General features: G+C 52.6%; 22 protein-coding genes and 1 pseudogene. 18 read left to right on the top strand and 5 right to left on the bottom strand.

Going from position 1 to position 22,491, the window contains the following annotated elements; translation table 11 throughout:
• Window positions 1-18: 18 nt before the first annotated feature.
• From P4S53_RS14230 to P4S53_RS14240, 3 genes are all read right to left on the bottom strand, one after another.
• Window positions 19-1,002 (bottom strand): alcohol dehydrogenase catalytic domain-containing protein, encoded by a 984-nt coding sequence (locus P4S53_RS14230; RefSeq protein ID WP_337113153.1) that lies wholly within the window; start codon window positions 1,000-1,002, stop codon window positions 19-21.
• 203 nt (window positions 1,003-1,205) lie between these two features.
• A complete protein-coding gene (locus P4S53_RS14235; protein WP_192014866.1) occupies window positions 1,206-1,664 on the bottom strand; it encodes a methylglyoxal synthase in 459 nt (152 codons plus the stop codon).
• A 106-nt stretch (window positions 1,665-1,770) separates the two neighbouring features.
• Window positions 1,771-2,586, bottom strand: coding sequence for a TPR end-of-group domain-containing protein (locus tag P4S53_RS14240; RefSeq protein WP_442958688.1), 816 nt, complete (start codon window positions 2,584-2,586; stop codon window positions 1,771-1,773).
• Window positions 2,587-2,844: 258 nt separating this feature from the next.
• Between P4S53_RS14240 and P4S53_RS14245 the strand changes: the two genes are divergently transcribed.
• The gene (locus tag P4S53_RS14245; protein ID WP_337113155.1) at window positions 2,845-3,324 is read left to right on the top strand and encodes an RNA-binding S4 domain-containing protein; all 480 of its coding nucleotides are present in this window, start codon (window positions 2,845-2,847) and stop codon (window positions 3,322-3,324) included.
• Window positions 3,325-3,378: 54 nt separating this feature from the next.
• Here P4S53_RS14245 and mobB read toward each other — a convergent pair.
• Window positions 3,379-3,904, bottom strand: a pseudogene (gene mobB / locus P4S53_RS14250) (molybdopterin-guanine dinucleotide biosynthesis protein B).
• 120 nt (window positions 3,905-4,024) lie between these two features.
• Between mobB and P4S53_RS14255 the strand changes: the two are divergent.
• The 15 genes from P4S53_RS14255 to P4S53_RS14325 all read left to right on the top strand — a co-directional run bounded on the left by P4S53_RS14255 (window position 4,025) and on the right by P4S53_RS14325 (window position 14,146).
• Window positions 4,025-4,243 carry a macro domain-containing protein gene (locus P4S53_RS14255; protein ID WP_337113156.1) on the top strand — a complete coding sequence of 73 codons (219 nt, stop codon included), beginning with the start codon at window positions 4,025-4,027 and terminating at the stop codon, window positions 4,241-4,243.
• Window positions 4,168-4,533 (top strand): macro domain-containing protein, encoded by a 366-nt coding sequence (locus tag P4S53_RS14260; RefSeq protein WP_337113157.1) that lies wholly within the window; start codon window positions 4,168-4,170, stop codon window positions 4,531-4,533. The genes P4S53_RS14255 and P4S53_RS14260 overlap by 76 nt, the downstream gene beginning before the upstream one ends.
• 240 nt (window positions 4,534-4,773) lie before the next feature.
• Window positions 4,774-5,268: a hypothetical protein gene (locus P4S53_RS14265; RefSeq protein WP_337113158.1), complete on the top strand. Its 495-nt coding sequence runs from the start codon at window positions 4,774-4,776 to the stop codon at window positions 5,266-5,268.
• Between the two features lie 79 nt (window positions 5,269-5,347).
• Window positions 5,348-6,469 (top strand): endonuclease/exonuclease/phosphatase family protein, encoded by a 1,122-nt coding sequence (locus tag P4S53_RS14270; RefSeq protein ID WP_337113159.1) that lies wholly within the window; start codon window positions 5,348-5,350, stop codon window positions 6,467-6,469.
• Between the two features lie 8 nt (window positions 6,470-6,477).
• Complete coding sequence (locus P4S53_RS14275; RefSeq protein ID WP_337113160.1) at window positions 6,478-7,089, top strand: alpha-ketoglutarate-dependent dioxygenase AlkB family protein; 612 nt, start codon at window positions 6,478-6,480, stop codon at window positions 7,087-7,089.
• A 117-nt stretch (window positions 7,090-7,206) separates the two neighbouring features.
• The gene (locus P4S53_RS14280; protein ID WP_442958667.1) at window positions 7,207-8,325 is read left to right on the top strand and encodes a DUF3541 domain-containing protein; all 1,119 of its coding nucleotides are present in this window, start codon (window positions 7,207-7,209) and stop codon (window positions 8,323-8,325) included.
• 80 nt (window positions 8,326-8,405) lie between these two features.
• Window positions 8,406-9,023: an NUDIX hydrolase gene (locus P4S53_RS14285; protein ID WP_337113161.1), complete on the top strand. Its 618-nt coding sequence runs from the start codon at window positions 8,406-8,408 to the stop codon at window positions 9,021-9,023.
• A gap of 55 nt (window positions 9,024-9,078) precedes the next feature.
• A complete protein-coding gene (locus P4S53_RS14290) occupies window positions 9,079-9,678 on the top strand; it encodes a DUF2238 domain-containing protein (RefSeq protein WP_337113162.1) in 600 nt (199 codons plus the stop codon).
• 14 nt (window positions 9,679-9,692) lie between these two features.
• Window positions 9,693-10,004 carry an NIPSNAP family protein gene (locus tag P4S53_RS14295; protein ID WP_337113163.1) on the top strand — a complete coding sequence of 104 codons (312 nt, stop codon included), beginning with the start codon at window positions 9,693-9,695 and terminating at the stop codon, window positions 10,002-10,004.
• 336 nt (window positions 10,005-10,340) lie between these two features.
• On the top strand, window positions 10,341-10,637 hold the full coding sequence (locus P4S53_RS14300; RefSeq protein WP_337113164.1) for a DUF6916 family protein: 297 nt from the start codon (window positions 10,341-10,343) through the stop codon (window positions 10,635-10,637).
• Between the two features lie 15 nt (window positions 10,638-10,652).
• Window positions 10,653-11,192 (top strand): phage tail protein, encoded by a 540-nt coding sequence (locus P4S53_RS14305; RefSeq protein WP_337113165.1) that lies wholly within the window; start codon window positions 10,653-10,655, stop codon window positions 11,190-11,192.
• Between the two features lie 14 nt (window positions 11,193-11,206).
• Window positions 11,207-11,728 carry a phage tail protein gene (locus P4S53_RS14310; protein ID WP_337113166.1) on the top strand — a complete coding sequence of 174 codons (522 nt, stop codon included), beginning with the start codon at window positions 11,207-11,209 and terminating at the stop codon, window positions 11,726-11,728.
• Between the two features lie 12 nt (window positions 11,729-11,740).
• Complete coding sequence (locus tag P4S53_RS14315; protein ID WP_337113167.1) at window positions 11,741-12,271, top strand: phage tail protein; 531 nt, start codon at window positions 11,741-11,743, stop codon at window positions 12,269-12,271.
• A 48-nt stretch (window positions 12,272-12,319) separates the two neighbouring features.
• The gene (locus tag P4S53_RS14320) at window positions 12,320-13,591 is read left to right on the top strand and encodes a S8/S53 family peptidase (protein ID WP_337114493.1); all 1,272 of its coding nucleotides are present in this window, start codon (window positions 12,320-12,322) and stop codon (window positions 13,589-13,591) included.
• 27 nt (window positions 13,592-13,618) lie between these two features.
• Window positions 13,619-14,146 (top strand): GNAT family N-acetyltransferase, encoded by a 528-nt coding sequence (locus tag P4S53_RS14325; protein WP_337113168.1) that lies wholly within the window; start codon window positions 13,619-13,621, stop codon window positions 14,144-14,146.
• 21 nt (window positions 14,147-14,167) lie between these two features.
• Here P4S53_RS14325 and P4S53_RS14330 read toward each other — a convergent pair whose 3' ends face one another.
• The gene (locus P4S53_RS14330) at window positions 14,168-15,454 is read right to left on the bottom strand and encodes a sulfotransferase (RefSeq protein WP_337113169.1); all 1,287 of its coding nucleotides are present in this window, start codon (window positions 15,452-15,454) and stop codon (window positions 14,168-14,170) included.
• A gap of 69 nt (window positions 15,455-15,523) precedes the next feature.
• Between P4S53_RS14330 and P4S53_RS14335 the strand changes: the two genes are divergently transcribed.
• Entirely contained in the window at window positions 15,524-16,597 is a 1,074-nt protein-coding gene (locus tag P4S53_RS14335) for a TIGR03032 family protein (protein ID WP_337113170.1), read from the top strand.
• A 211-nt stretch (window positions 16,598-16,808) separates the two neighbouring features.
• Window positions 16,809-22,490 (top strand): Ig-like domain-containing protein, encoded by a 5,682-nt coding sequence (locus tag P4S53_RS14340; protein WP_337113171.1) that lies wholly within the window; start codon window positions 16,809-16,811, stop codon window positions 22,488-22,490.
• The last annotated feature ends 1 nt before the right edge of the window (window position 22,491 follow it).

Consider the following 22,491-nt stretch of genomic DNA (forward strand, 5'->3'; position numbering starts at 1 on the left):
TTCCGGCTCTTCGCTTGATTATTCATCCAGCACCACGATCAGTTTGCCGCTGTGCTGCTGCCTGTGCAGCAGCGCCAGTCCTTCCTTCAATTGCTCAAAAGCGAATAGCTTATCTATCATGGCATCCAGCTTTCCTTCGGCGATCAGGTTACTCATACTGTTGCCCATATCGGAGAGATGATGGATATCCTCAGGCGCACCATGGGCATAGGTGCCGTGCAGCGCCACTTCATGCATGCTGAGTGCTTTTGTGGTCGCCAGTAAGGGGACCTGATTGAATTGATCGGCCACCATCACTATCTGGCCGTTGAATCGGATCAGCGCACTCATGATGCTGCCTGAACGGGCAGAAACACAGTCAATGACGGCATGCAGCAGCTTATCTTCAGTGAGTTCAATGATCTTCATGGCGACATTGTCATGATCCGAATCAATCACAGCATCGACGCCATAGCTGAGTAATCTGGCGTGATGCCTTTCAGCGGCAATGGCATACACAGTGGCCCCGGCCAGTTTGGCCAACTGGGCCGCAAAACCGCCTACGCCCCCGCCAGCCCCTGTGATAGCGACTCGCTGACCCAGCTTGAGCCTGAGCTTATCGTACACAGCCAGCCAGGCACTGTAACCCGCAGAAGGTAAAGCCGCCGCCTGTTCAACACTGACGCTTTCAGGCAGCCTGCTGACGGCGCCCGTTTTGCAGCAGACATACTCGGCAAAGCCTCCGCAATGACGCGGGTCGAGAAAGGTAAACACTCTGTCCCCCGGCTTAAACTGCCGCACTTTCACCCCGACAGATTCAACAGTGCCTGCGATGTCCATACCGACAATTTGCGGATAGTGCCAGGTGGCGTATCCCCAGTCGGCCAGCTTGTAATCAATCGGGTTCAGGCCCATCGCGGCCACTTTGATACAGATTTCTTCCGCACCGGGTTTGGGCCGGGTGGTCCGTGTCAGCTGCAGGCTGTCCAGTCCGTTGGGTTCAGTCAGAGTCCATGCTTTCATAAGCCACCATGCGGGTAACAGGTTGTTTTTGGTATTGATTTAAAGCATATACCTAAATGCCGGGCTTTGCTGGCGGGAAACGCGGGAAGTGGGTGGGGAGTCTAACGAAAGAGCCCCGGCAGTGCGGGACTCCTGATGCTGAAGAATAACGTCTAGAGTGCTGAGTATCTCACCCTGTTGTCAGCACTCAGATCTCAAGGCTTTTAAGACAGACGTTCGGCCAGGTAAGCTTCATAGTCGGGTATCTCTATCGACACCGCTTCTTCCATCATGGTGGACGCTATCATGAAATTGGCACTGGCACGGTTGGTGGCAACGGGGATATTCCAGACCGCGGCAATCCGGAGCAGTGCCTTCACATCGGGATCGTGGGGTACGGCATTCAGTGGATCCCAGAAGAAAATCATCATGTCGATTTTGCCTTCGCAAATCAGCGCACCCAACTGCTGATCGCCTCCCATAGGGCCGCTCAGTAAACAATTGATCGGCAGGCCGGTTTGTTTGGAAAGCAGATGCCCGGTCGTGCCCGTGGCATACAGGGTATGATTTTCCAGCTTGCTTTTGTGCTCATTGACCCAGCGCTGTAAGTGGCTTTTGCAGTTATCGTGGGCCACGAGGGCAATGTGTTTCTGGGCTTGCATCTGTCGGGTAGTGGCGTGCATTGGTTACTCCGTTAAGTCGGCATAATCTCCGTATCACCAGATACTAAGCTTGCTGTTATTAGCTTGTCCAGTGAATATCCCATGTAAGAATAATACGCAGAAAAACTTACTCGTTATGGTGAGTGATCAGCTGATCGAATCGCTCGTGACCGTGCAGCGTTTCAAAATCATTTTCTTCTTTAGCCAATTCACGCAGGAAAGCACTGCCCTGAATGGCCCGCTCAAGGTCAGACACGGCCTGATCTTCCGCCCCCAGACAAGCGTAAGCACAGGCGCGCTGGTAAAGGGCATTGGCATTGGTGTTATCCACTTCCAGCACCCGGTTACAGATACTCAGTGCCCAATGGAATTCACGGATTTCCATCGCCGCATCCGCTTTGTGAGTCAGCGCTTCCAGATCGCCCGGCCGCAGTTTGAGGATCTCATCGTACACTTCCATTTGCTGCTCGGCGGTTTGCGAGCTCTGAGCTCGGAGCCAGAGGTTATGCACTTCATTGATTATTTCGATCTCTTTGTTGTTCTGCGCAATGATCCGGGTTTTACGTTTCAGATCCCGCTCCAGCATCTGGAATTTCTTCTCGTACTGATCCGTGATTTCTTTTAACTGCTGTTCGGCCATTTTCTTGGTATTGACCTTGATCTCTTTCAGCGACTGCCAGCCCACCAGGGCAATCAGCGAGGCGGCACCGGCGATCAGATAGAAAAAATAGGTGACTGTCACATTGGCATAATTGAGCGATTTATCGGCCACTGACAATTCGCGGTCGGTAAAAGAGAGGGTTAAGCGACGCTCCAGATCCTGCTGATCCTGGCGTAGCGATTTCATTTCATCAAGAATATACCTTTCCATTAAAGGCTTATCTAACACTGGCTGCTCCGAGTAGGGCGGCGCTTCTTCTGATTCCTGCGCTATGACTGGCATAGCGAAAAGCAGACAGAATACAGCGGCATACAGCAGTTTCAGCATAATGTTTTCCTTGTGAACGGGAACGTACGTGAAAGTTGTAACAAGCATAACCGATTGAGTTCGTTATCTCTATGTAACAGGCCAAAACCTTGGGGTCGGTACACGCGAGGGCGTCTTCAGAGAACCGGTTCAATTGAAAGCAGGAATGATGCGCAGTGCGGGAGGGCAAAGTGGTATACTCACTGCATTCTCAGTAAAAACAGGTCAAGCACCGTGAGTCAGGATCAGGAAATAGAAGTTGAAGCGCTTGGGATAGAAGTGTCTGTCCAGCCCATTGAGTTATATAAAGTGCTGAAAATTGCCAATGCCGTCGGTGGTGGTGGTGAGGCCAAAATGGCGATCTCTGAAGGCTATGTTGCCGTCAATGGTGAGATTGAACTGCGTAAACGCTGTAAGATTTATGACGGCGACGTCATTGAGTTTAACGGTGAGTTTTATGTTGTGCTCTGTGATCAGCCGGTGACAGAAACGGTCAGTGAGCCAGAAGCCAAACCCGCAGCCGCGAAACCGAAAAAAGAGCAGCAGGCGAGCCATCGCCCGGCTAAATCGGGCAAAAAGCCGTCAGCGAAAAACCTCTCAGCGAAAAACCAATCAGGCAGTAAAGCGGCTAAGAAAAAGTCAAACAGAGACAAGTCGGTAACAATTGGCAAAGATGCCGATCAGCAGACCGGCCGCAAACGCCTGATGTTCTGATCATACCGACTGCAGTGATTGTTATCTCTTTCAGAGCAAACCTGAGAGTTGCTGTCAGTCGCGCACCGGTCCGGTGCTTTCAAGCCACGTCATCATAAACGCCGCCACACTGGCAGGCTGGTTTAAATCCAGTACAGGGATCGGGTGAGTGCCGCCCGGTTCGCTGGTGGCAATTGCCACGATGTGCGTATCTTTGGGGTACAGCAGCGGCTTGCCGTAATCCGGCCTGTGAATTTCAATTTTGGTGATGGGCTGGTCGCGAAACCCTTCTACCAGCACGATATCCAAACGGCTGTGATCCAGCTGCGCCAGGCAATCTTTCAGCTTCGGCTCACGATCTTCATCGTCCGGGTACTCAAAAAAGAATATGGCGATGCGGTGTTGCCAGCAAGAGCTGATCGCTGCCGGCATGGCGCAGCCGATAACTGTCTTTTCCTGGTGTATCCGGCTCAACATCATGATGACTGTGTTTCAGCAGACCAACACGCAATCCGTGTTGTTTTAAATATGGGATAACCTGCTCAATTAATGTGGTTTTTCCTGAGCCGCTGAAACCGGCGAAACCGATAACGGGTGTCATAGTCAGTCTTTGGCCTTTTGATGGAAGATTGGCACTAAAATAACATGATAGTCAGTGCCGACACAGTACCTTGCCTGGGACTTGGGTGTTTTGCTGTGTCAGATCAAACCGGAGACTGAGATGGCAGATTTATTGGTATGGCAGGGTGACATCACCACCTTGAATGTGGATGCAATCGTCAACGCCGCGAATAACAGCTTATTGGGTGGCGGTGGTGTCGATGGTGCCATTCACAAAGCGGCGGGCCCGCAGTTGCTGGCAGAGTGCCGGCGCTTGCACGGCTGCCCGACGGGGAAGCAAAAATCACCCCCGGATACCAGCTACCGGCCCGCTGGGTGATTCACACTGTGGGGCCGGTGTGGCAGGACGGTGCGCATCACGAGGCCGAATTACTGGCCAGTTGTTACCGGCAGAGTCTGGCGCTGGCGGATGAAGTGGGCGCCAGCACGATTGCTTTTCCCTGCATCAGTACCGGGGTATACGGTTTCCCGCAACAGCTGGCGGCCAGTATCGCCGTGCAAACAGTCCGCCAGTCTCTGGAAGGACAAAGCACGCCGGGCAAAGTGTACTTTGTCTGTTTCAGCCAGGAAGATACTGACATTTATCGCCGTTTGCTGCGGTCTGACTAAGTGTATCAATCCTGCGTCAAGCGGATGAAATAGCGGGTAAAGTGTTATCGCGGGTCTACAGTTAATGAGAAGGTAGCCAGTGACGCAGTGCCGATGTGCTCTCAGGGTATGAGAGCTGTCGCGACTATGCTGTGCTCATTGAGAGATGTCCGGCTTAGCTTACCGGCTGCTTGTCTTTGCCGGTAGGGAAGGAACCAGAATGGCTGAGCCGTGGACGACATAAGCATCAGGGAGAGTGCAATGTGGGCAACATTAGATTTTGAAGCGTCAGGTTTATCGGATCAATCCTACCCCATCGAAGTGGGTTATGTTCTTCCTGACGGCAGTGGACAAAGTATCCTGATCAATCCGCTGACTGCCGGTGATGTCTGGCTGTTTTGGGACAGCTACGCCGAGCAACGTATTCACAGAATCCCCCGGTCTGAACTGGAACAGCATGGGATGCAGGTGCTGGAAGTCTGCCAGCATCTGAACAGTGTGCTGGGGCAGCTCGATTATGTGTTTTGTGACAGCCAGTGGGACTTGTTCTGGCTGGGGCGGCTGTATCATGCAGCCCATATGCGCCCCTCTTTTACTCTCACTGAAATCGGCCACTGGTTGCAGCAGGAGAACGGTATAGAAAGAGCCCGTTTTCAGCGTGCGCTGGAAGACCTCGGCCCGGCAAGGCACAGGGCCATGCATGATGCCAGGCAGATTTATCAGGCCATCAGCAGCCTGGTGAATATTCCGGGCTGATGCCAGGCGCTGGAGGAACTGAACAACACCGCGTACAATCAATACAGGCTATTGAATTTCAGTCTGTTGGGAGTGCGTTGTGCCAACACCTACCTTAAGAGTTGCGGTATTGAATATCGCCTTGTCGGATCCTGCCCCCGGCCGGATACGGCAGAAGCTGTCGGAGCCGGGTCACGTCAGAATTGCCCGGCTGGCAGCCATGATTCAGCATGTGCAGCCCGATGTCCTGCTCCTGTGCGAGTTTGACCATCCCGGTGAGGGCGGCGATGACGGCGGCCTGAATGACTTTTGCCGCTATTATCTCGCTGAGCCGCAATATGGTCAGGTCGCGATTGATTATCCTTACCGTTATTGTCCCCCCACGAATACCGGCTTGCTGTGCGAGGCAGATCTGGACGGAGACGGTGAGCGCACTCTGCCGCAGGATGGTCAGGGTTACGGGTTTCACCATGGTCATTTCAGCTTCGTCGTGCTGTCGCGTTATCCGCTGATTGAAGAGGATATCCGCTGCTGGCAAACCCTGCTGTGGCAACAGATGCCGGATAACCAGATGCCTGAAGGCTATTACAGCCCTGAAGCGATGGCACAGCTCAGGCTCTCTTCAAAAAACCATCTTTTACTGCCGGTCCAGGTCGGCCTCCAGCGATTCCAGCTGCTTTGCGCTCACCCGACGCCGCCTGTGTTTGACGGACCTGAACGGCGTAATGCCCGCCGTAACCATGATGAGTTGCGTCTTTTGATGGACATCATCAATGACGAAGCTTATCTGATCGATGATCAGGGCAACCCGGGCGGTTTAGACAAAGACATGCCTTTTGTGTTGCTGGGGGATCTCAACGCCGATTTGCATGATGGCGAAGGCATGGTGCTTGCACTCCGGCATCTGATATATCACCCCAGGATTCATCGGGCTGTTGCAGAAGGCAAACTGACCCCGAAAAGCCTGGGCGGGCGGTTTTTCCGGCCGTGGAAATTGCGCCGGGGCAGAAGTTCGGAGTGGACACATCTGAGTGGTCTGCGGCTTGATTACGTTCTGCCCTCTGCCGATTTCGATGTGCTGAACAGCGGCGTGTTCTGGCCGGATAAGAAAGATCCGCTGCGCAGACTGGTGACTGACGAGAACGGCAAAGAACGGGCCGATATCAGCTCTGATCACCGGCTGGTCTGGGTTGATGTACGTCTGCCTGCGGTGAAGGACTAGACAAGGTCATGCATAATCTCGACTTATTCGGTGAAGCGAGCGGGCAGGGCGAGTGGATCGCCATTGATGACGGTTTGCTGTTCTGGTCGCCGGCCTTTTTTACCGTTTCCGACTCAGATCGCTATTTCAGCGCGCTGCGCCAGTCTCTCAACTGGCAGCAGGAAGCCATTACAGTGTATGGCCGCCGGGTGATGCAGCCGCGTTTGCAAGCCTGGTGCGGGGATGCGTCCTATACCTATTCGGGACTGACGATGCAGCCGGACCCCTGGACGCCAGCCTTATTACAGATCAAAGCCGCCTGCGAACAGGTTGCCGGGACACGGTTTAATTCGGTACTGGCCAATCTGTATCGTCACGGGCAGGACAGCATGGGCTGGCATCAGGATAACGAACCTGAACTCGGCCCTGCGCCTGTGATTGCCTCAGTGACCTTAGGCGATACCCGGCGTTTTTTGCTGAAACATCGCCACACCGGGCAGAAAATTGATTTTCAGCTCAGTCATGGATCTTTGCTCATCATGGCGGGTCAGACTCAGTCCCACTGGGTTCACAGCGTGCCCAAGACCACTCAGCCTCATGGTGAACGGATGAACCTGACCTACCGGTGGATAAATACGTAACTGCTCAGCACCGAAGACGTAAAAATGCTGATATTCCACTGGCTTAAATGACAAACGGCTGACGTGAACAAAGGCGACTTTGCTATGATTGTGTTGTTCAATCGTTGCGGGGTTGCTATGAATATTCGTCGTTTTGTTGTCTATCTTCTGATTACGCTTCTTTCACTGCCTGGCTGGGCGGCGATGCAAATATCGCCCAGACCTGCAGAACCGCCTGTACAGCAACAGGGATTGCCATCCTACGCCGATGATGCGGCTCTGATACGGCAAACCTTTGAAACCCAGTTGTTTACATTACCGGCTTTTAAAATGGGCCATTATGGCCTGAGGATGTATCGCCAGACACTGGATCCCAAATATCAGTCGGCCGTGTGGTCAGACTTGGCACGTGTGGCCAGCCGGCTGAATGCCGTGACGACAGAAATTCACACACCGGCGCAGATCAAAGCCTATTCCGATGCCCGTGAAGCCAGGTATCAGCGCAAAGACGATGCCCGCAGTGATTTACGTTATCTGGCTACCCGAGACTACCCTGAGTATTACTTTCTGGGGGTCGACCTGCTTGGCTCTATGGCCCGAGCCAATGAATACGGCCTCAAGCACAGAGACGATCATAAATTGCGCGACATCATCCGCCGCTATGATTTTGCCCGTTATGCCACCGACCCTGACATGATCCGCGCATGGGCGGCGCAGCTTGCCAATCAGGTTTACTGGCTGCGTCAGCTCGGCGAGCAGGATGTGGTTGAACCTTTCATTGCCGCTTTTCGGGCGACTTATCCGGACAGTCAGGATAAACAGCTCAGCGAGCAGCAGTACATGAATAAGATTTACGGCATGACCCATATTATCTTTGCGGCATCCTCGTATTATCAGTATCAGCTCAAGGAAAGCGATTTTCAGTGGATTTATGATCACTTTCGCCGCCATATTGACGACATTCTGCTTCATACCAAGGAAGATGTAGTGGCTGAAGTGGGCATCAGCTTCCTGCTGGCCGGGTTATCGGATGACCCTGTGGTCGAAAAAACACGCCAGTTCATCCAGAAATCGATCGACCGGCAAACGGGTATGGTGCCGTCGGTTAAAGGGGTCAGTGAGCTGTATGACGGTGAGCACCGCAACACGCTGGCTATTATGTTACTGGACTGGCGAGGCGTGCATACTGCCCCGACAGTGACCCAACAACCGGCGATGTTCGAGAGTTTACCTTTTGGTTTGGTGCCGCGGCATTAGGCCATTGAAATGGCATTGATTATGGATATTGACTCATATAGGGTGAGTCAATATTTTTCCGGAATGAGAGCATAACGATAATGAAGGACAGGTTAACTTGGGCCAAGAAACTTCAGGCCATTGCACAAGCTGGTAAAGCTTACTGTCACGATCCGTACGATCTTGAACGCTTTGATCAGATAGCCGACATTTCGTGTCAAATGTTTGCACAGCTGAGCGGCCAGCCACTCAGTAAAGTGCATGATCTGTTTCTGCCTGAAGAGGGCTATCCTACGCCGAAAGTTGATCTGCGGGCCGGAGTGATTCGCGATAACAGCATTTTGCTGGTCAAAGAACGTGAGGATGGCGCCTGGACATTACCCGGAGGGTGGGCCGATGTGTGTGAAACCCCATCAGAGGGGATTGTCCGCGAAGTGTTGGAAGAATCCGGATTGGTCGTCAGTCAACCCAGACTGATTGCGATCAAAGACCGAGCAGTTCACCCCTACCAGCCCGATTATCCCTATCACATTTATAAACTCTTCTTTCTCTGTCACTTTGTGTCCGGCGAGCCAAAAGAGAATATCGAAATTTCAGCGATTGATTTTTTTGCACGAGATACGCTTCCGCCTTTGTCACAAAGCCGGGTACTTCCCGAAGATATCGTCATGATGTTCGAGCATTTTGAAAACCCGAACTTGCCTGTGCAAGTTGATTAATGATATCGGACGGGAAAGACGACTTAGTCAATCCGAACGATAAAAGGACAAGCATTTGAAATCTATCTGGCTATTCGTTTTTACGGTCGTGCTTCTCTGGTCCGGCATCGATCCGAAAGATACCTTTACCTGGTTTCTCGAAGTACTGCCTGCGCTGATAGGCCTTGTGCTGATTGCGCTCACGTACAACACTTTCAGGCTCACCCCGCTTCTGTATGGGTTGATTTTATTGCATTGTATTGTCTTGATGGTGGGTGGCCATTACACCTACGCCGAAGTGCCTTTCTTCGACAATCTGTTTGGGGCTGAAAGAAATAACTACGACAAAGTCGGCCACTTTTTTCAGGGATTTGTCCCGGCGATTCTGGCAAGGGAAATACTCATCAGAAAGCAAATCGTCAATGGCCGGTTTTGGGTGAGTGTGGTTGCCGTGTCGATGTGTTTAGCCTTCAGTGCCTTTTATGAACTGATTGAATGGTGGGTGGCACTGGCGACAGGCGAAAACGCGGAAGCATTTCTGGGTACTCAGGGGTATGTCTGGGATACTCAGTCTGATATGGCATTTGCGTTAGTGGGCGCTGTATGCGCGACGTTCTTACTTTCTCGCTGGCATAACCGTCAGCTGGTTTCTCTGCATCAAACGAATGAACCATAACAAAGGAATGAATCATGGTGACCTGTTTTTTACGTTACGTTATTGACCCTTATCAAGTCAGCGAATTTGAAGAATATGCCCGGATGTGGATCCCGCTCGTCAATAAATTTGGCGGCCAGCACAATGGCTATTTCCTGCCTTCTGAAGGGGCGAGCAACATCGCACTGGCGCTGTTCACCTTTCCCAGCCTTGCTGATTACGAAACCTACCGGAAAGCATCCATGACGGATCCGGATTGCCTGCGCGCCTTTCAGTTTGCCGAGGATACCCGCTGTATTATCAGTTACGAGCGTAACTTTTTCCGCCCGGTATTTGGTCATGAATAATCACGCTCTCAATTGCATGTCGTAAACCGGAAAGTTGTGTCCTGGTATCAAAGTGAGGGATTCGACGTTGTGAATACATTCAGTCGTTAAAATAACGGCTATCCCGGGGAAATGATAAAGTTGTCTCGGGCGTAACTAAAAACACACTAATAACAAATGCATCAGTATATTGTGTGTTTATTTTGCCTTCTCAATATCGTGAAAATAAATTTAAATTATTTTTATGATCAATCCTCAAGTTTTCACGCTGACATTTGTTCACACATGCAACCATGCTCTAAACCTTACGAGTGGAAAATACATGGACATAGGTATTCCCCTTTTAAGGAAGCAGGTATGGAGCAGTTTACATTTGAACAGTTGGAAAAATTAGTGGGCGACAAGATGTCGATGATGCTGGATGAAGGGGCATCGGTTGATGTGGAAATTACCGGGGTGAAACGCACTGGCACGCACAGTAAAACATGGGAATCTTTTGCATTGTACCTGGATAGCAGTGGGCTGAATGGGGCGGTGGAACAAGGCACTTATCTTTTTGGTCACGATAGCTTAGGGGAAGCGTCTTTGTTTGTTTCGCCTAATTCTGAAAAAGAGCTGGAAGTGATTTTTTCCCGCAAGATCACTCACGCATAAACATCAGAGGTCAGCATGGAACCTTATATCGGTAATATTCAAATGTTCGGGGCAAGCTTTGCGCCGAGAGATTATGCCTTTTGTAACGGGCAAACGATCCTGATCAATCAAAACCCAGCGCTCTATGCTTTATTGGGTGTGACATTTGGTGGCACGGGCAATACCAGCTTTAATCTGCCCGATCTGCAGGGAAGAATGCCTGTTGCTCCGGGGGTATTTCAGGCTTCAGACCGGCAAGTGGTGCAAGGTCAGTCGGGGGGAATGGAAGCTGTCACCCTGTCAGTGGCGCAAATGCCGGCGCACAGTCACGAGGTTTATGCCTCTACCGAACCCGGTAATTCCCCGAGGCCGAACAACAAAGCGGCCAGCCAGGCTGGCGTTTTATCGTCATCGGCCTTAAACACGCCGGTTTACGCCCAGCCTGAGCAACTTATCGCGATGAATGAGAAGGCGATCAGTTCAACGGGTGGCAATCAGCCACACAATAACATCCAGCCCAGTACAGTGATTAATTTTTGCATCGCGCTGTCTGGCCTTTTTCCTGAAAGAGATTGATACGGAGATCAAACATGTCTACACGCTATCTTTCGGAAATCACCCTCTTTGCCGGTCCTTATGCGCCTGTACAATGGGCATACTGCGCCGGCACTTTACTGCCGATTGCCAATAACGAAGCACTCTATTCTTTGCTGGGAATTACCAATGGCGGCGATGGGCGCACCAGCTTTGCTTTGCCGGACCTTCAGGGGCGCGTGCCGGTTGGCATGGGACAGGGCTCCGGGCTGACATTAAGAAGACAGGGGCAAAAAATCGGACAGGAAAACGTTCAGCTAACCGTGGATAACCTGCCAAATCACAGTCATGCGCTACAGGCATCGGCCAATCTTGCGTTGTCTCCGGAGCCTTCTGCTGCTTTGGTGCTGGGACAGGCCAATCAGTACTTTGCTGATCCTGCTGCTGAGGATCTTGTTGAGATGCAGCAGGCGGCAATTGCTTCCACGGGCGACGGACGGGCGCATGCCAATATGGCCCCCTCGCTGGCGCTGAATTTTATTATCTGCACGGCAGGTGTTTATCCATCCCAAAGCTAGAGGACCAGGCGAATGAGTGAAGCTTTTTACGGTGAAATAATGATGATGCCTTATCCCTATGCGCCGAGAGGGTGGGCATACTGCAATGGGCAGCAAGTGAGTTTGATGCAAAATCAGGTCTTGTATGCCGTGATCGGCGACAGGTTTGGTTCGGACAACAGGACATACCTCAATTTACCGGATCTGAGAGCCAGAGCGCCGATTGGAGCAGGGAATGGCCCCGGATTGACCCCGCAACGTCTGGCTGAAAGGGCGGGGAGTGATGTCGTCACCCTGTGGGAGGCTAATCTGCCCGAGCATACCCATCAGATGAGAGGTGCGGTAAAACCCATTTCGACCACTGAGGCGCAGGGCGCAGTCCCTGGCATACTGATCGAAAATAGTCTGGTTGAAAACCGCTACAGCACAGGTGATCCGAATACGACATTGAATATAGAGAGTCTGAGTGAGACAGGGCAGACGACGGCGCATGAAAATATGCAGCCCTATCTGGCTATTAATTTTTGTATCTGTATTGATGGTATTTATCCTCAGCGGCCGTAGCTTGTTATCCTCCGGTCTTCTTTACCGCCGGAGATGTTGTTGGAGCAGATGGTCTGTGTGATGCGATTCATCATGATGTTCTGTGTTTTGTTATCGGGCAGGGTGGCCGCGGGTACAGACTGGCCTGCCTCGATCACAATGATGTATCAGGGGCAGCCGCTCGCCTTGACCTTGTCTTCTCTCCGGCAGGGCGAACCGGTTTACACGCATTCCGCGTTGGCCAACAAAGGGCTGAAATTGGGGCAAAGAGTGCTGTTTCGTCACCGTAAAAGCCTGGATTTAGATCGGGTGACGGCGCTGTCTGGCCGGCGCTTTGCCAGGGTGTTTGAACTCGACAAAGCCTGCTGGTCTGTCGTGCTGACTCAAAGCGCAAGTGAGTCTTTGGCTCTGATTGAACAACTGCGCCGTACAGGAGGCATCACACTGGCAGAACCTGATTTGTTACAGGTCAGGCTGTATCGGGACAGCGGAAACAGCCCTGTTTCCCGCGCACCGGCAGCCGCGGTCAGGCAGCGATTATCGCTGACCACCTGGCCTGAACATGCCGGGCGTGGTGTGAAGATCGCGGTGATTGATTCTGCTTTCAGCCTGTCTGATTCTAAGCTTGAATCCATGTCTGTTGAGATGCATTACGACATAGATCACCGGCAGGCCTTACCGATGAAACCTGATCCGGTCTTGCTTGAGAGCGACACGTTACACGGTGATGCCAGCCTGGCCACGATTTGGTCACGCCACCCTGATTACCCCGGCCTTGCGCCTGACGCCAGTGCGATTTTATTGCGCCGCGATAAAAACTGGACCTCGGATATTCTCATGTCGCTGCAATTGGCTTATTTGACGGAGGCTGATCTGGTTCAGGCCGCCTGGACATTACCTTTTACTCAGCAAGCGCTCACAGAGGCGCTAGATTATCTGTCCGATCATGGTCGGCAGGGAAAAGGCACTGTGATTGTCGCGGCAGCAGGTAATCATGCTGAGTATCTCGATCACGGTTTTTCATTGGCCGCTCAGCCTCAGGTGCTGACGGTGAATGCGGTGAGCCAAACGGTGAAGTGGCCGGTGACAGGCAGCCATATTGCCAGCTATGTCGAGGTGCCCTATCAGGTCTATGTCCGCGCGACGGGCAAATACAGTCTGGTGTTTTCCAATTCATCGGCGGCAACCGCCGCGATGACAGGCGTGCTGGCGGCAGTGCTGAGTGTTCAGCCGTCCCTGTCTGCCAGACAGCTGGGTCAGTTAGTCCGGCAATACAGCCAGCCAGCGCTGAATGCACAAAGCATGATGCAGCATGTGCAAAACAATCGTATGACGCATTAAAAGCGAACAGTTCAGGGAAGTCAGATAATGCAATTACAAGATTTAACCTTGCCGGGTGGATTACATGTCCGGCCATCCAATTCCTCAGCCGCAGACAGGGTGTTTCTGGCGAAGCTCCACAATGAGCGCCGGGATGATTTGCGATTGATTGATGGCGAGCGGGATTTTATTGAGTCGCTGATTGAGATGCAGTTCAACGCGATGAATCAGGGGTATGGCGATCAGTTCCCCAATGCCTTGTACTTCATTATTGAGTATCACAAAGAGGCGGTAGGGCGCGCAGTGCTCGATTTCTCGCAAGACAAGGTTCACCTGGTTGATATTGTGTTTCAAAGAGAGGCGAGAGGACACGGATTGGGAGAAGCGGTTATCCGTTCATTTATGTTTTCCGCGAATCAGCTGAAAGCACCGATGATCCTGTCTGTCCAGCAGATGAACCACAGTGCCAGACAGCTTTATCAGAAGCTCGGATTTGTGCTTGATCAGATAGAGCCGCCCTATGAGCGGATGATCTGGTATCCGCCCGGCACCCGGCCGATTTATGCCGGTCTCTGACGATACGGGTTTCAGGCCGGGCTAAACCGGGTAGCCAAATTGAGCAAACAAGCTGGCATGCGGTTGAAAATGTTTGTCAGCTATGGCGCGCTCTTGTGCGCTCAGGCGGGCAATCTGGTCGGCATTGCGGTTTTCCAGCGCTGATTGCTGTCCCTTGACCCAGCGAGGCGGCTTGAAATCCAGGTCATCAAATTCAGGAATAAAGTGGCGTATGACTTCAGCTGTCTGTACGGGTGCGTCGCATACATCTTCATAGCGAATCAAAATATGTGGTGACTGGCATTGGTCCAGATTCAAAGCCTGTTGCCGGAAACACCATAAAACATGCTGCGCTGCGAGGGTTTCTATCCCGGCTAAATCACGCCTTGCCCTGACAACCGACTCAAACATGGCGTACGGATTTCGGATCAGAAACAGAAATTTCGCATCATCAAATTCCTCGGCCAGCATGGCCATTCTGGCAATATTGCAGGGGGATTTTTCCACCAGTATGCTGGCGCCATCGGATTGTGGTGTTGCTGCACCGGACCAAAGGTGACGGATCGCTGGCCAGTCGTAGGCGCTGGGATTGCGGAGCTTATTGAAGGTATTGAACTGGCTCCAGACAAAGTGACTGTTATCCCGGTTGGGATTCGGACCGGCAAAACCCGCAATATAGTGCCCTTCGCCGGGTAGTGTGATGGCTTGTTTGCAGTCGCCGAGCGCTGCAGAGACCAGGGATGAGCCTGAATTGTTCGGACTCATCACAAACAGGTGATGTCTGGCATTGTGAATCCGTTTAACGGGCCGGGCATCAAAAATCAGATGGATGCGGTCGGTATCAGAGCGATTAATAACCCTGTGCAGATCCAGATTATTAATGTCGTACATGACACCGGTTTTTAAGTGGTGCAATTCCCTGCCCAGGTAAAACTGCACCTGGTCGTGAGTTATCATCGGGACATGGACTCTGTGATATCGGGCAAATATCGGGGCGCTGTCTCTGTGCTCGGCAATTTCTCCTCCGGCGGGTAACTTAGCAAACATCAGTTTGGCAATATCCAGGCGCGTATAACCGTAGTATTGGGCAAAGCGCGCAAATATCGGGGCGAGGAGTGGCTGCACCACAGAGAGCAAGGCATCATTGCTTTCGGTGAATTCATCGGTTTTAAAGTACAGCACGACACTTTCAGTGTGTTTGTGTACTTCATAGGTGTTTTGACGATAAGTATTTGCCTTCCAGGCGGAATCCGGTAATTGTTTCAGGAACCGGTTCAGGTCGCTGATATCGACCTCACCTATCTGAATGCAGGCCTGGTCAAGAAGCATAATTCGCCTGTAAAAAGTCAAAAAGAGATAACAAACCTTATCGTTATTGTTGGATGAAAAGCAATCGCTATGACAAACAAGGAAGTGAAACTGAATTATGTCATGACCAGCTGTGCCCGTTTTCCATTATTACTGCAGGCAATGAAGAGCAGCTTACTGGTCAGCGCCCATAACCTGGACTGCCTCTTTGTGATCAGCAGTGACGGCGAAGAGATAAAGGCGGAGCATGTCCGCCTGCCGCAGATACAGGGGATTGCGCTCAGTGACGATCAACAACGCCTATCCTTAGCGGCTTATCATCAGGTGTGGGATTACCAGCGGATAACGGCGCAGCCGGAGCTGCCCACTTCGGTCGAATCGACTCAGGGCAGAGACGCCGTTTTTTACCCTTGTGGCTCAATGACCACTGGGTATCTGAATACCCACGATTTAGCCTGGGGCAGAGAGAAACTGTACATGGTCAATACCCGGTTTAATTGTATTGCCAGCCCTGTTTATGGAAAAAGTTTTGAGGTTGTCTGGAAACCTCCCTTTATTTCCGCGCTGGTGGCAGAAGATCGGTGCCATTTAAATGGTCTGGCACTCAAACACGGAGAGCCGGCTTATGTCAGCTATTTTTCCGCCACCGATCATCGTTTTGGCTGGCGTGATGGCAGCAGTTTTGACGGCGCCATTATGCGTATTTCAGATGAACAGGCAGTCATTCAAGGTGTGTGCCTGCCGCATTCACCACGAATTCACCGGAACTATCTTTACTTTTGTGAATCCGGAACCGGGCGCTTATGGCGATGCCCGGAAGCGCAGTTGCCGGCATCAAAAAGCGATTTGGAATTGGTAGCTGAACTGAATGGCTTTACCCGCGGATTGCGTATGGTGGGTGATATGGCGTTCGTCGGGCTATCGAAAGTACGGCAGGCAAAAGACGGCTCTTCACGGCATATCGACATGCCTTTGCTGGAAAACCAACAAGATCTGCGTTCTGGTATTTGTGTGATAGATCTCCGTGATGGCAGTGAAATTGCCTGTCTGACTTTTTCGGGTGATTTGAATCAGATCTATGACGTCGAAATCGTTTTTGGCTGCAATAATCCACGCATTCTTGATTTAAACTCGGAAGAATTATCTGATTTATTTCACCTCTGACAAAGTTTCCCTTCATTTTTTTGCGTTTAAAATATCCTGTGATGTCATATTTTTCATATGGCTTTCTTGTACATTCATTAGCCTCTGATTTAATAGCTACAAGTTGCATTTAATTTTTTATTTTTTTTGTTGGAGCTAAGGCCCATTCCTGAGTGGTTGGCGGAAAGCGGGGTTGGCTCGTTTTGAAGCATCACACGATTGCAGGAAAATTATGAACAACGGGCTGATGATGTCGCGCTTAGCAACAGCAACGCGGCAGTTTTTCGCATGTTCGGATGAAGTGAATGTTGAAACACTCTCACTGCATCCGGTTAAACAGGATGTGGCGAAGTGGATCACGACTTTAGCGCTGGGACTGGCAGGCAGCCAGTTCTTAATCGCCGGCGCTTACGCAGAAGTGACCCAGCAAATCAGGTCACAGTCCTTACTCTCTGAACCCAGTGCTATTACTCAGTCTGCGTCTGCCGGCCTTGAGTTTGATCTGAATACCTTTTTGGCACAAACCCAGAATCTCAATCGCAGTGTACAGGCATCCAGACACATCGTGGGTGAACTCTCTCCTGTAAATGTACCGAGCCGAAGCACACAGGCCGGCGAGGCAATGCTGGCGGCTGGTGAGTGCTATCTCTATATTTGCACCAATAACAATCAAGTTTGTTCTACAGACGCAGATTGTGTTGATACGGATACCACGCCGCCCACTGTCAGTATCGGCAGCGATAAAACCGCCCTGAAAGCGGGCGAAACCGCCACCATTACTTTCACCCTCAGCGAAAGCAGCAGCAATTTTGCTATCGGCGATGTGGCTGTCACCGGCGGTACGTTGTCGAATTTCACCGGCAGTGGAACGACTTACAGCGCCACTTTTACCCCAACAGCCAACAGTACTGCCGGGGCGACCATCAATATCGCCGCTAACCGATTCACCGATGCCGCCGGGAATGGCAATACCGTGGCCACGCCGACAACGATGACGGTTGATACCGTGCTGCCTTCAGTGACCATCAGCAGCGATAAAACCGCGCTGAAATCGGGCGAAACTGCCACCATTAGCTTTACCCTGAGCGAAAGCAGCAGCAATTTTGCTATCGGCGATGTGGCTGTCACCGGCGGTACGTTGTCGAACTTCACCGGTAGTGGCACCAATTACAGCGCGACGTTCACCCCGGATGCAAACAGCACGACGGGAGTCACGATTGATGTCGCGGCGAATGGATTCACCGACGCTGCCGGGAATGGCAATACCGTGGCCACGCCGGAAACCATCACAGTGGATACCGTGCTTCCGACAGTGACGATCAGCAGTGATAAATCCGCGCTGAAACAGGGTGAAACCGCGACCCTGACCTTTACGTTGAGCGAGAGCAGTAGCAATTTTGCTATCGGCGATGTGGCTGTCACCGGCGGTACGTTGTCGAACTTCACCGGTAGTGGCACCAATTACAGCGCGACGTTCACCCCGGATGCAAACAGCACGACGGGAGTCACGATTGATGTCGCGGCGAATGGATTCACCGACGCTGCAGGGAACGGTAATACGGCGGCAACGCAACTCAGCATTACGGTGGATACGATTCAGCCGACGGTGAATATCTCCAGTGACAAAACCGCGCTGAAACAGGGCGAAACCGCCACCATTAGCTTTACCCTGAGCGAGAGCAGCAGCAATTTTGCTATCGGCGATGTGGCTGTCACGGGCGGTACGCTGTCGAATTTCACGGGGAGTGGCATCAATTACAACGCGACGTTCACCCCGGATGCAAACAGCACGACGGGAGCCACGATTGATGTCGCGGCGAATGGATTCACCGACGCTGCAGGGAACGGTAATACTGCGGCTACGCAGATAGCTATTACAGTCGATACCGCACTACCCTCAGTGACTATCGACAGCGATAAAACAGCGCTGAAACAGGGCGAAACTGCGAACATCACCTTTACCCTCAGCGAGAGCAGCAGCGATTTTACCGAGGATGATATTAATGTTACCGGCGGCAGCTTGTCGAATTTCACCGGCAGTGGAACGACTTACAGCGCCACCTTCACCCCAACAGACAACAGTACTGCCGGGGCGACCATCAATATCGCTGCCGGCAAGTTCACCGATGCCGCCGGGAATGGCAATACCGTGGCCACGCCGGAAACCATCACAGTGGATACCGCGCTGCCGACAGTGACGATCAGCAGTGACAAAACCGCGCTGAAACAGGGGGAAACTGCGAACATCACCTTTGCTTTGAGCGAAAGCAGTAGTGATTTTTCCGCCGGAGATGTGATTGTTTCCGGCGGTACGCTGTCGAACTTCACCGGCAGTGGCACGGTCTATACCGCGACTTACACACCCGCCGCGAATGCCACCAGCGGTACGATCGATGTGGCCGCCAATCAGTTTATGGACGCCGCAGGGAACGGTAATACGGCGGCAACGCAACTCAGCATTACGGTGGATACGATTCAGCCGACGGTGAATCTCTCCAGTGACAAATCCGCGCTGAAACAGGGCGAAACGGCTACCATTACTTTCACCCTCAGCGAAAACAGCAGCGATTTCGCCGCCGGAGATGTGATTGTTGCCGGTGGTACGCTGACAAATTTCACCGGCAGTGGCACCAATTACAGTGCGACGTTCACCCCGGATGCAAACAGTACGACGGAAGCCACGATTGATGTCGCGGCGGATGGATTCACCGACGCTGCAGGGAATGGCAATACAGCCGCTGCCCAGCTCGCCCTTCGTGTGGATACTGTCGTCCCAAGCGTGACCATCAACTCGGATAAATCCGCACTGAAACAGGGTGAAACCGCGAACATCACCTTGACATTGAGCGAAGACAGCACCGATTTTGAAGCGGCGGATATTACGGTCAGTGGCGGGACCCTGTCGGGCTTTACCGGCAGTGGGAGCAGCTACAGTGCGACCCTGACGCCGGTCACCGACGGCAATATCACGCTGGATATTGCCAGCGACCGGTTTACCGACCCGAATGGCAACGGCAATCTGGCTGCGACTCAGTTGGCGGTGAGCTACGACGGTACTGCGCCTTATATCACCCAGTTGAATCCGGCTGATGATGCGACGGATGTCAGCCGCAACAGCAATCTGACGCTGACTTTCAGCGAGGATATACAGATTGGCAATTCCTCCGGCACACTGAGTCTGATAGATGCCACGGATGCAACAACGCTGGCAACATACGCAATGTCTGATACCGAGGTGAGTATTTCCGGCAGTCAGCTGCTGGTCGACCCGAGTGTGAGTTTCACACCGACACATACTTACTACGTCACCATGACGAACGATGCGTTAACGGATACGGCCGGGAATGCCTTTGCCGGTTTCAGTACCGAGACGGTGTTCAATTTCACCATCACCAACCTCGCACCGGTTGCGAGCGATGACGCGGTGACGGTCGCGGAAGATAACCTGATTGCAATCAATGTGCTCGACAACGACAGCGATGCCGACAGCGATCTCAATGCGGCCAGTGTCACCGTCGTGACGGCACCTTTGCATGGTGCCACCAGCATCAATACCGGGACAGGCACCATTACCTATACGCCGGATGCAAACTTCGCCGGGACAGATACCTTTACCTATCAGGTGCAGGATATCTATGGCGCTGTCTCTTCACCGGCCACAGTCTCTGTGACAATGACACCTGTCGCCGATGCCCCGGTGGCAACGGCGGATGTCAGCAGTACGGATGAAGACACACTGGTGGTGCTGGATGTGCTGGTGAACGACAGCGATGTGGACACAGGGGATACGCTGAACGCAGCTACTCTGACTGTGGTGACTCAGCCTGCCCATGGTTCCGCGACGGTTGAAAACGGCAAGATTCACTATCAGCCGGGCGCGAATTATGTGGGGACAGACACGCTGAGTTATACCGTACAGGACAGCACAGGGCTGGTTTCCAATATCGCTCAGGTGACGGTCAATGTGGCAGGCGTCAATGATGCACCGGTCACCGTGGGGGATGGCCTGGCAGTGAATGAGGATGAAAGCGGCGTTGTCGATGTGCTGGCGAATGACAGCGATGTCGACGGCTCACTGAATGTCAGTACGCTCCAGGTGATCACCCAGCCACAGCACGGGCAGACCAGCATTGATGCCAATGGACGGGTGACCTACACCCCCAACGCGAATTTCTTTGGCAGCGACAGCTTTACCTATGTGGTGCAGGACGATCTGGGGGCAACCTCACAGCCAGCGACGGTTTCTGTCACGGTGGCCAGCGTCAACGATGCGCCTGTAGTCGCGGATGATACAGCAACCCTGCTGGAAGATACGCCCCATACCGTGAATGTGCTGGGGAATGATCAGGATATTGATGGCACCATTCAGGCCGGAACGCTGGCCATTGTCACACAACCCAGCGAGGGGAGCGTGACCGTTGAAAGCAATGGTGCAGTGATCTATACCCCGGCAGCGAATTTCAGCGGTCACGATCAGTTCACCTATCGGGTGAAAGATGATTTGAATGAATGGTCGAATCTCGCCACCGTCACCATGACAGTACAGGCGGTGAATGATGCCCCGGTTGCCAATGCCGATCAGGTCACCACGCAGGAAGATACGGCGGTTGATATTGCTTTAATTGCCAACGACAGTGATCTGGACGGGACGCTGGATCTGAACTCAATCCAGGTGCTGACGCCGCCACAGATGGGCCAGTTGCAGGATCTGGGGAACGGCAGTCTGCGCTATACCCCGGCTGCGGATCAGTCCGGCAATGACAGCTTTACCTATACCATTGCCGATAACGAGGCTGAAGTCTCCAATACAGCCACTGTGTCGGTAACGATCGAGACGGTTAATGATGCGCCGACCCTCAGCGGCACGCCTGTGCTGAGCGTGGATCAGGATCAGAGCTACGAGTTCCAGCCTGTGGCTGCGGACGTCGAGAACGATAGTCTGACCTTCAGTATCACTCATCTGCCCGGCTGGGCGAGCTTTGATTCGCAGACCGGGCGTTTGTATGGCGTTCCGGATAATGATGCGGTAGGCAGCGTCAGCAATATCGTGATCAGTGTGAGTGATGGCGATAAAACAGCTTCGTTACCGCCGTTTACGCTGACAGTCAATAATGTGAATGATGCGCCAGTGATCAGCGGGCAGCCTCAGGAGCAGGTGTCTGAAGATACTCAATACAGCTTTATCCCTCAGGCCTCCGATATCGATGCGGACACGCTGACCTTCAGTATCCAGAACAAGCCACTCTGGGCCAGCTTTAATCCGCAGACCGGTGAGTTGTCCGGCACACCGGATAACAGCCATGTCGGCAGCAGCAGCGGTATAGTGATCAGTGTCAGCGACGGCATTGAATCGGCATCTCTGGCAGCCTTCAGTATCAATGTGATCAACGTCAACGATGCACCGCAGGGGGAAAACCTGGCGGTGACGCTGGCGGAAGATACCAGCCTGATGATTGCCCCGACCCTGACCGATGTCGACAGCACGGCACTGGGTCTGCTGGTGGGCGATCCGCCGCTGCACGGCAATCTGACCGCACAGGGCAGCGGCTGGTTGTATACACCCCATGCCGACTTTAACGGTGTCGACAGCTTCAGTTATCAGGTGACAGACGGCGAAACAGTATCCGGCACTTATACAGTTTCACTTGCCGTGACGCCTGTGAATGATCCGCCCGTGATCGTGTCTGATACCTACCACTTCAAGGCCAGCGCCTCGGGCCGTTATGTGCTGGATGTGCTGAGTAACGATACGGATATCGATCAGGATTTGCTGAACCTGCTCTGGGTGACATCGACGAAAGGGGCGGCCAGCATACACAATGGTCAGCTGGTTCTGGCCACCACTCAGCAGGGGACTTTCTCGCTGCAATATGGCGTCAGCGACGCTGGGGGAGCCAGCAAATCGGTCAGGTGAC

It is taken from the genome of Photobacterium sp. Hal280, assembly GCF_037162255.1.
In the GTDB taxonomy this organism is placed as follows: Bacteria; Pseudomonadota; Gammaproteobacteria; order Enterobacterales; family Vibrionaceae; genus Photobacterium.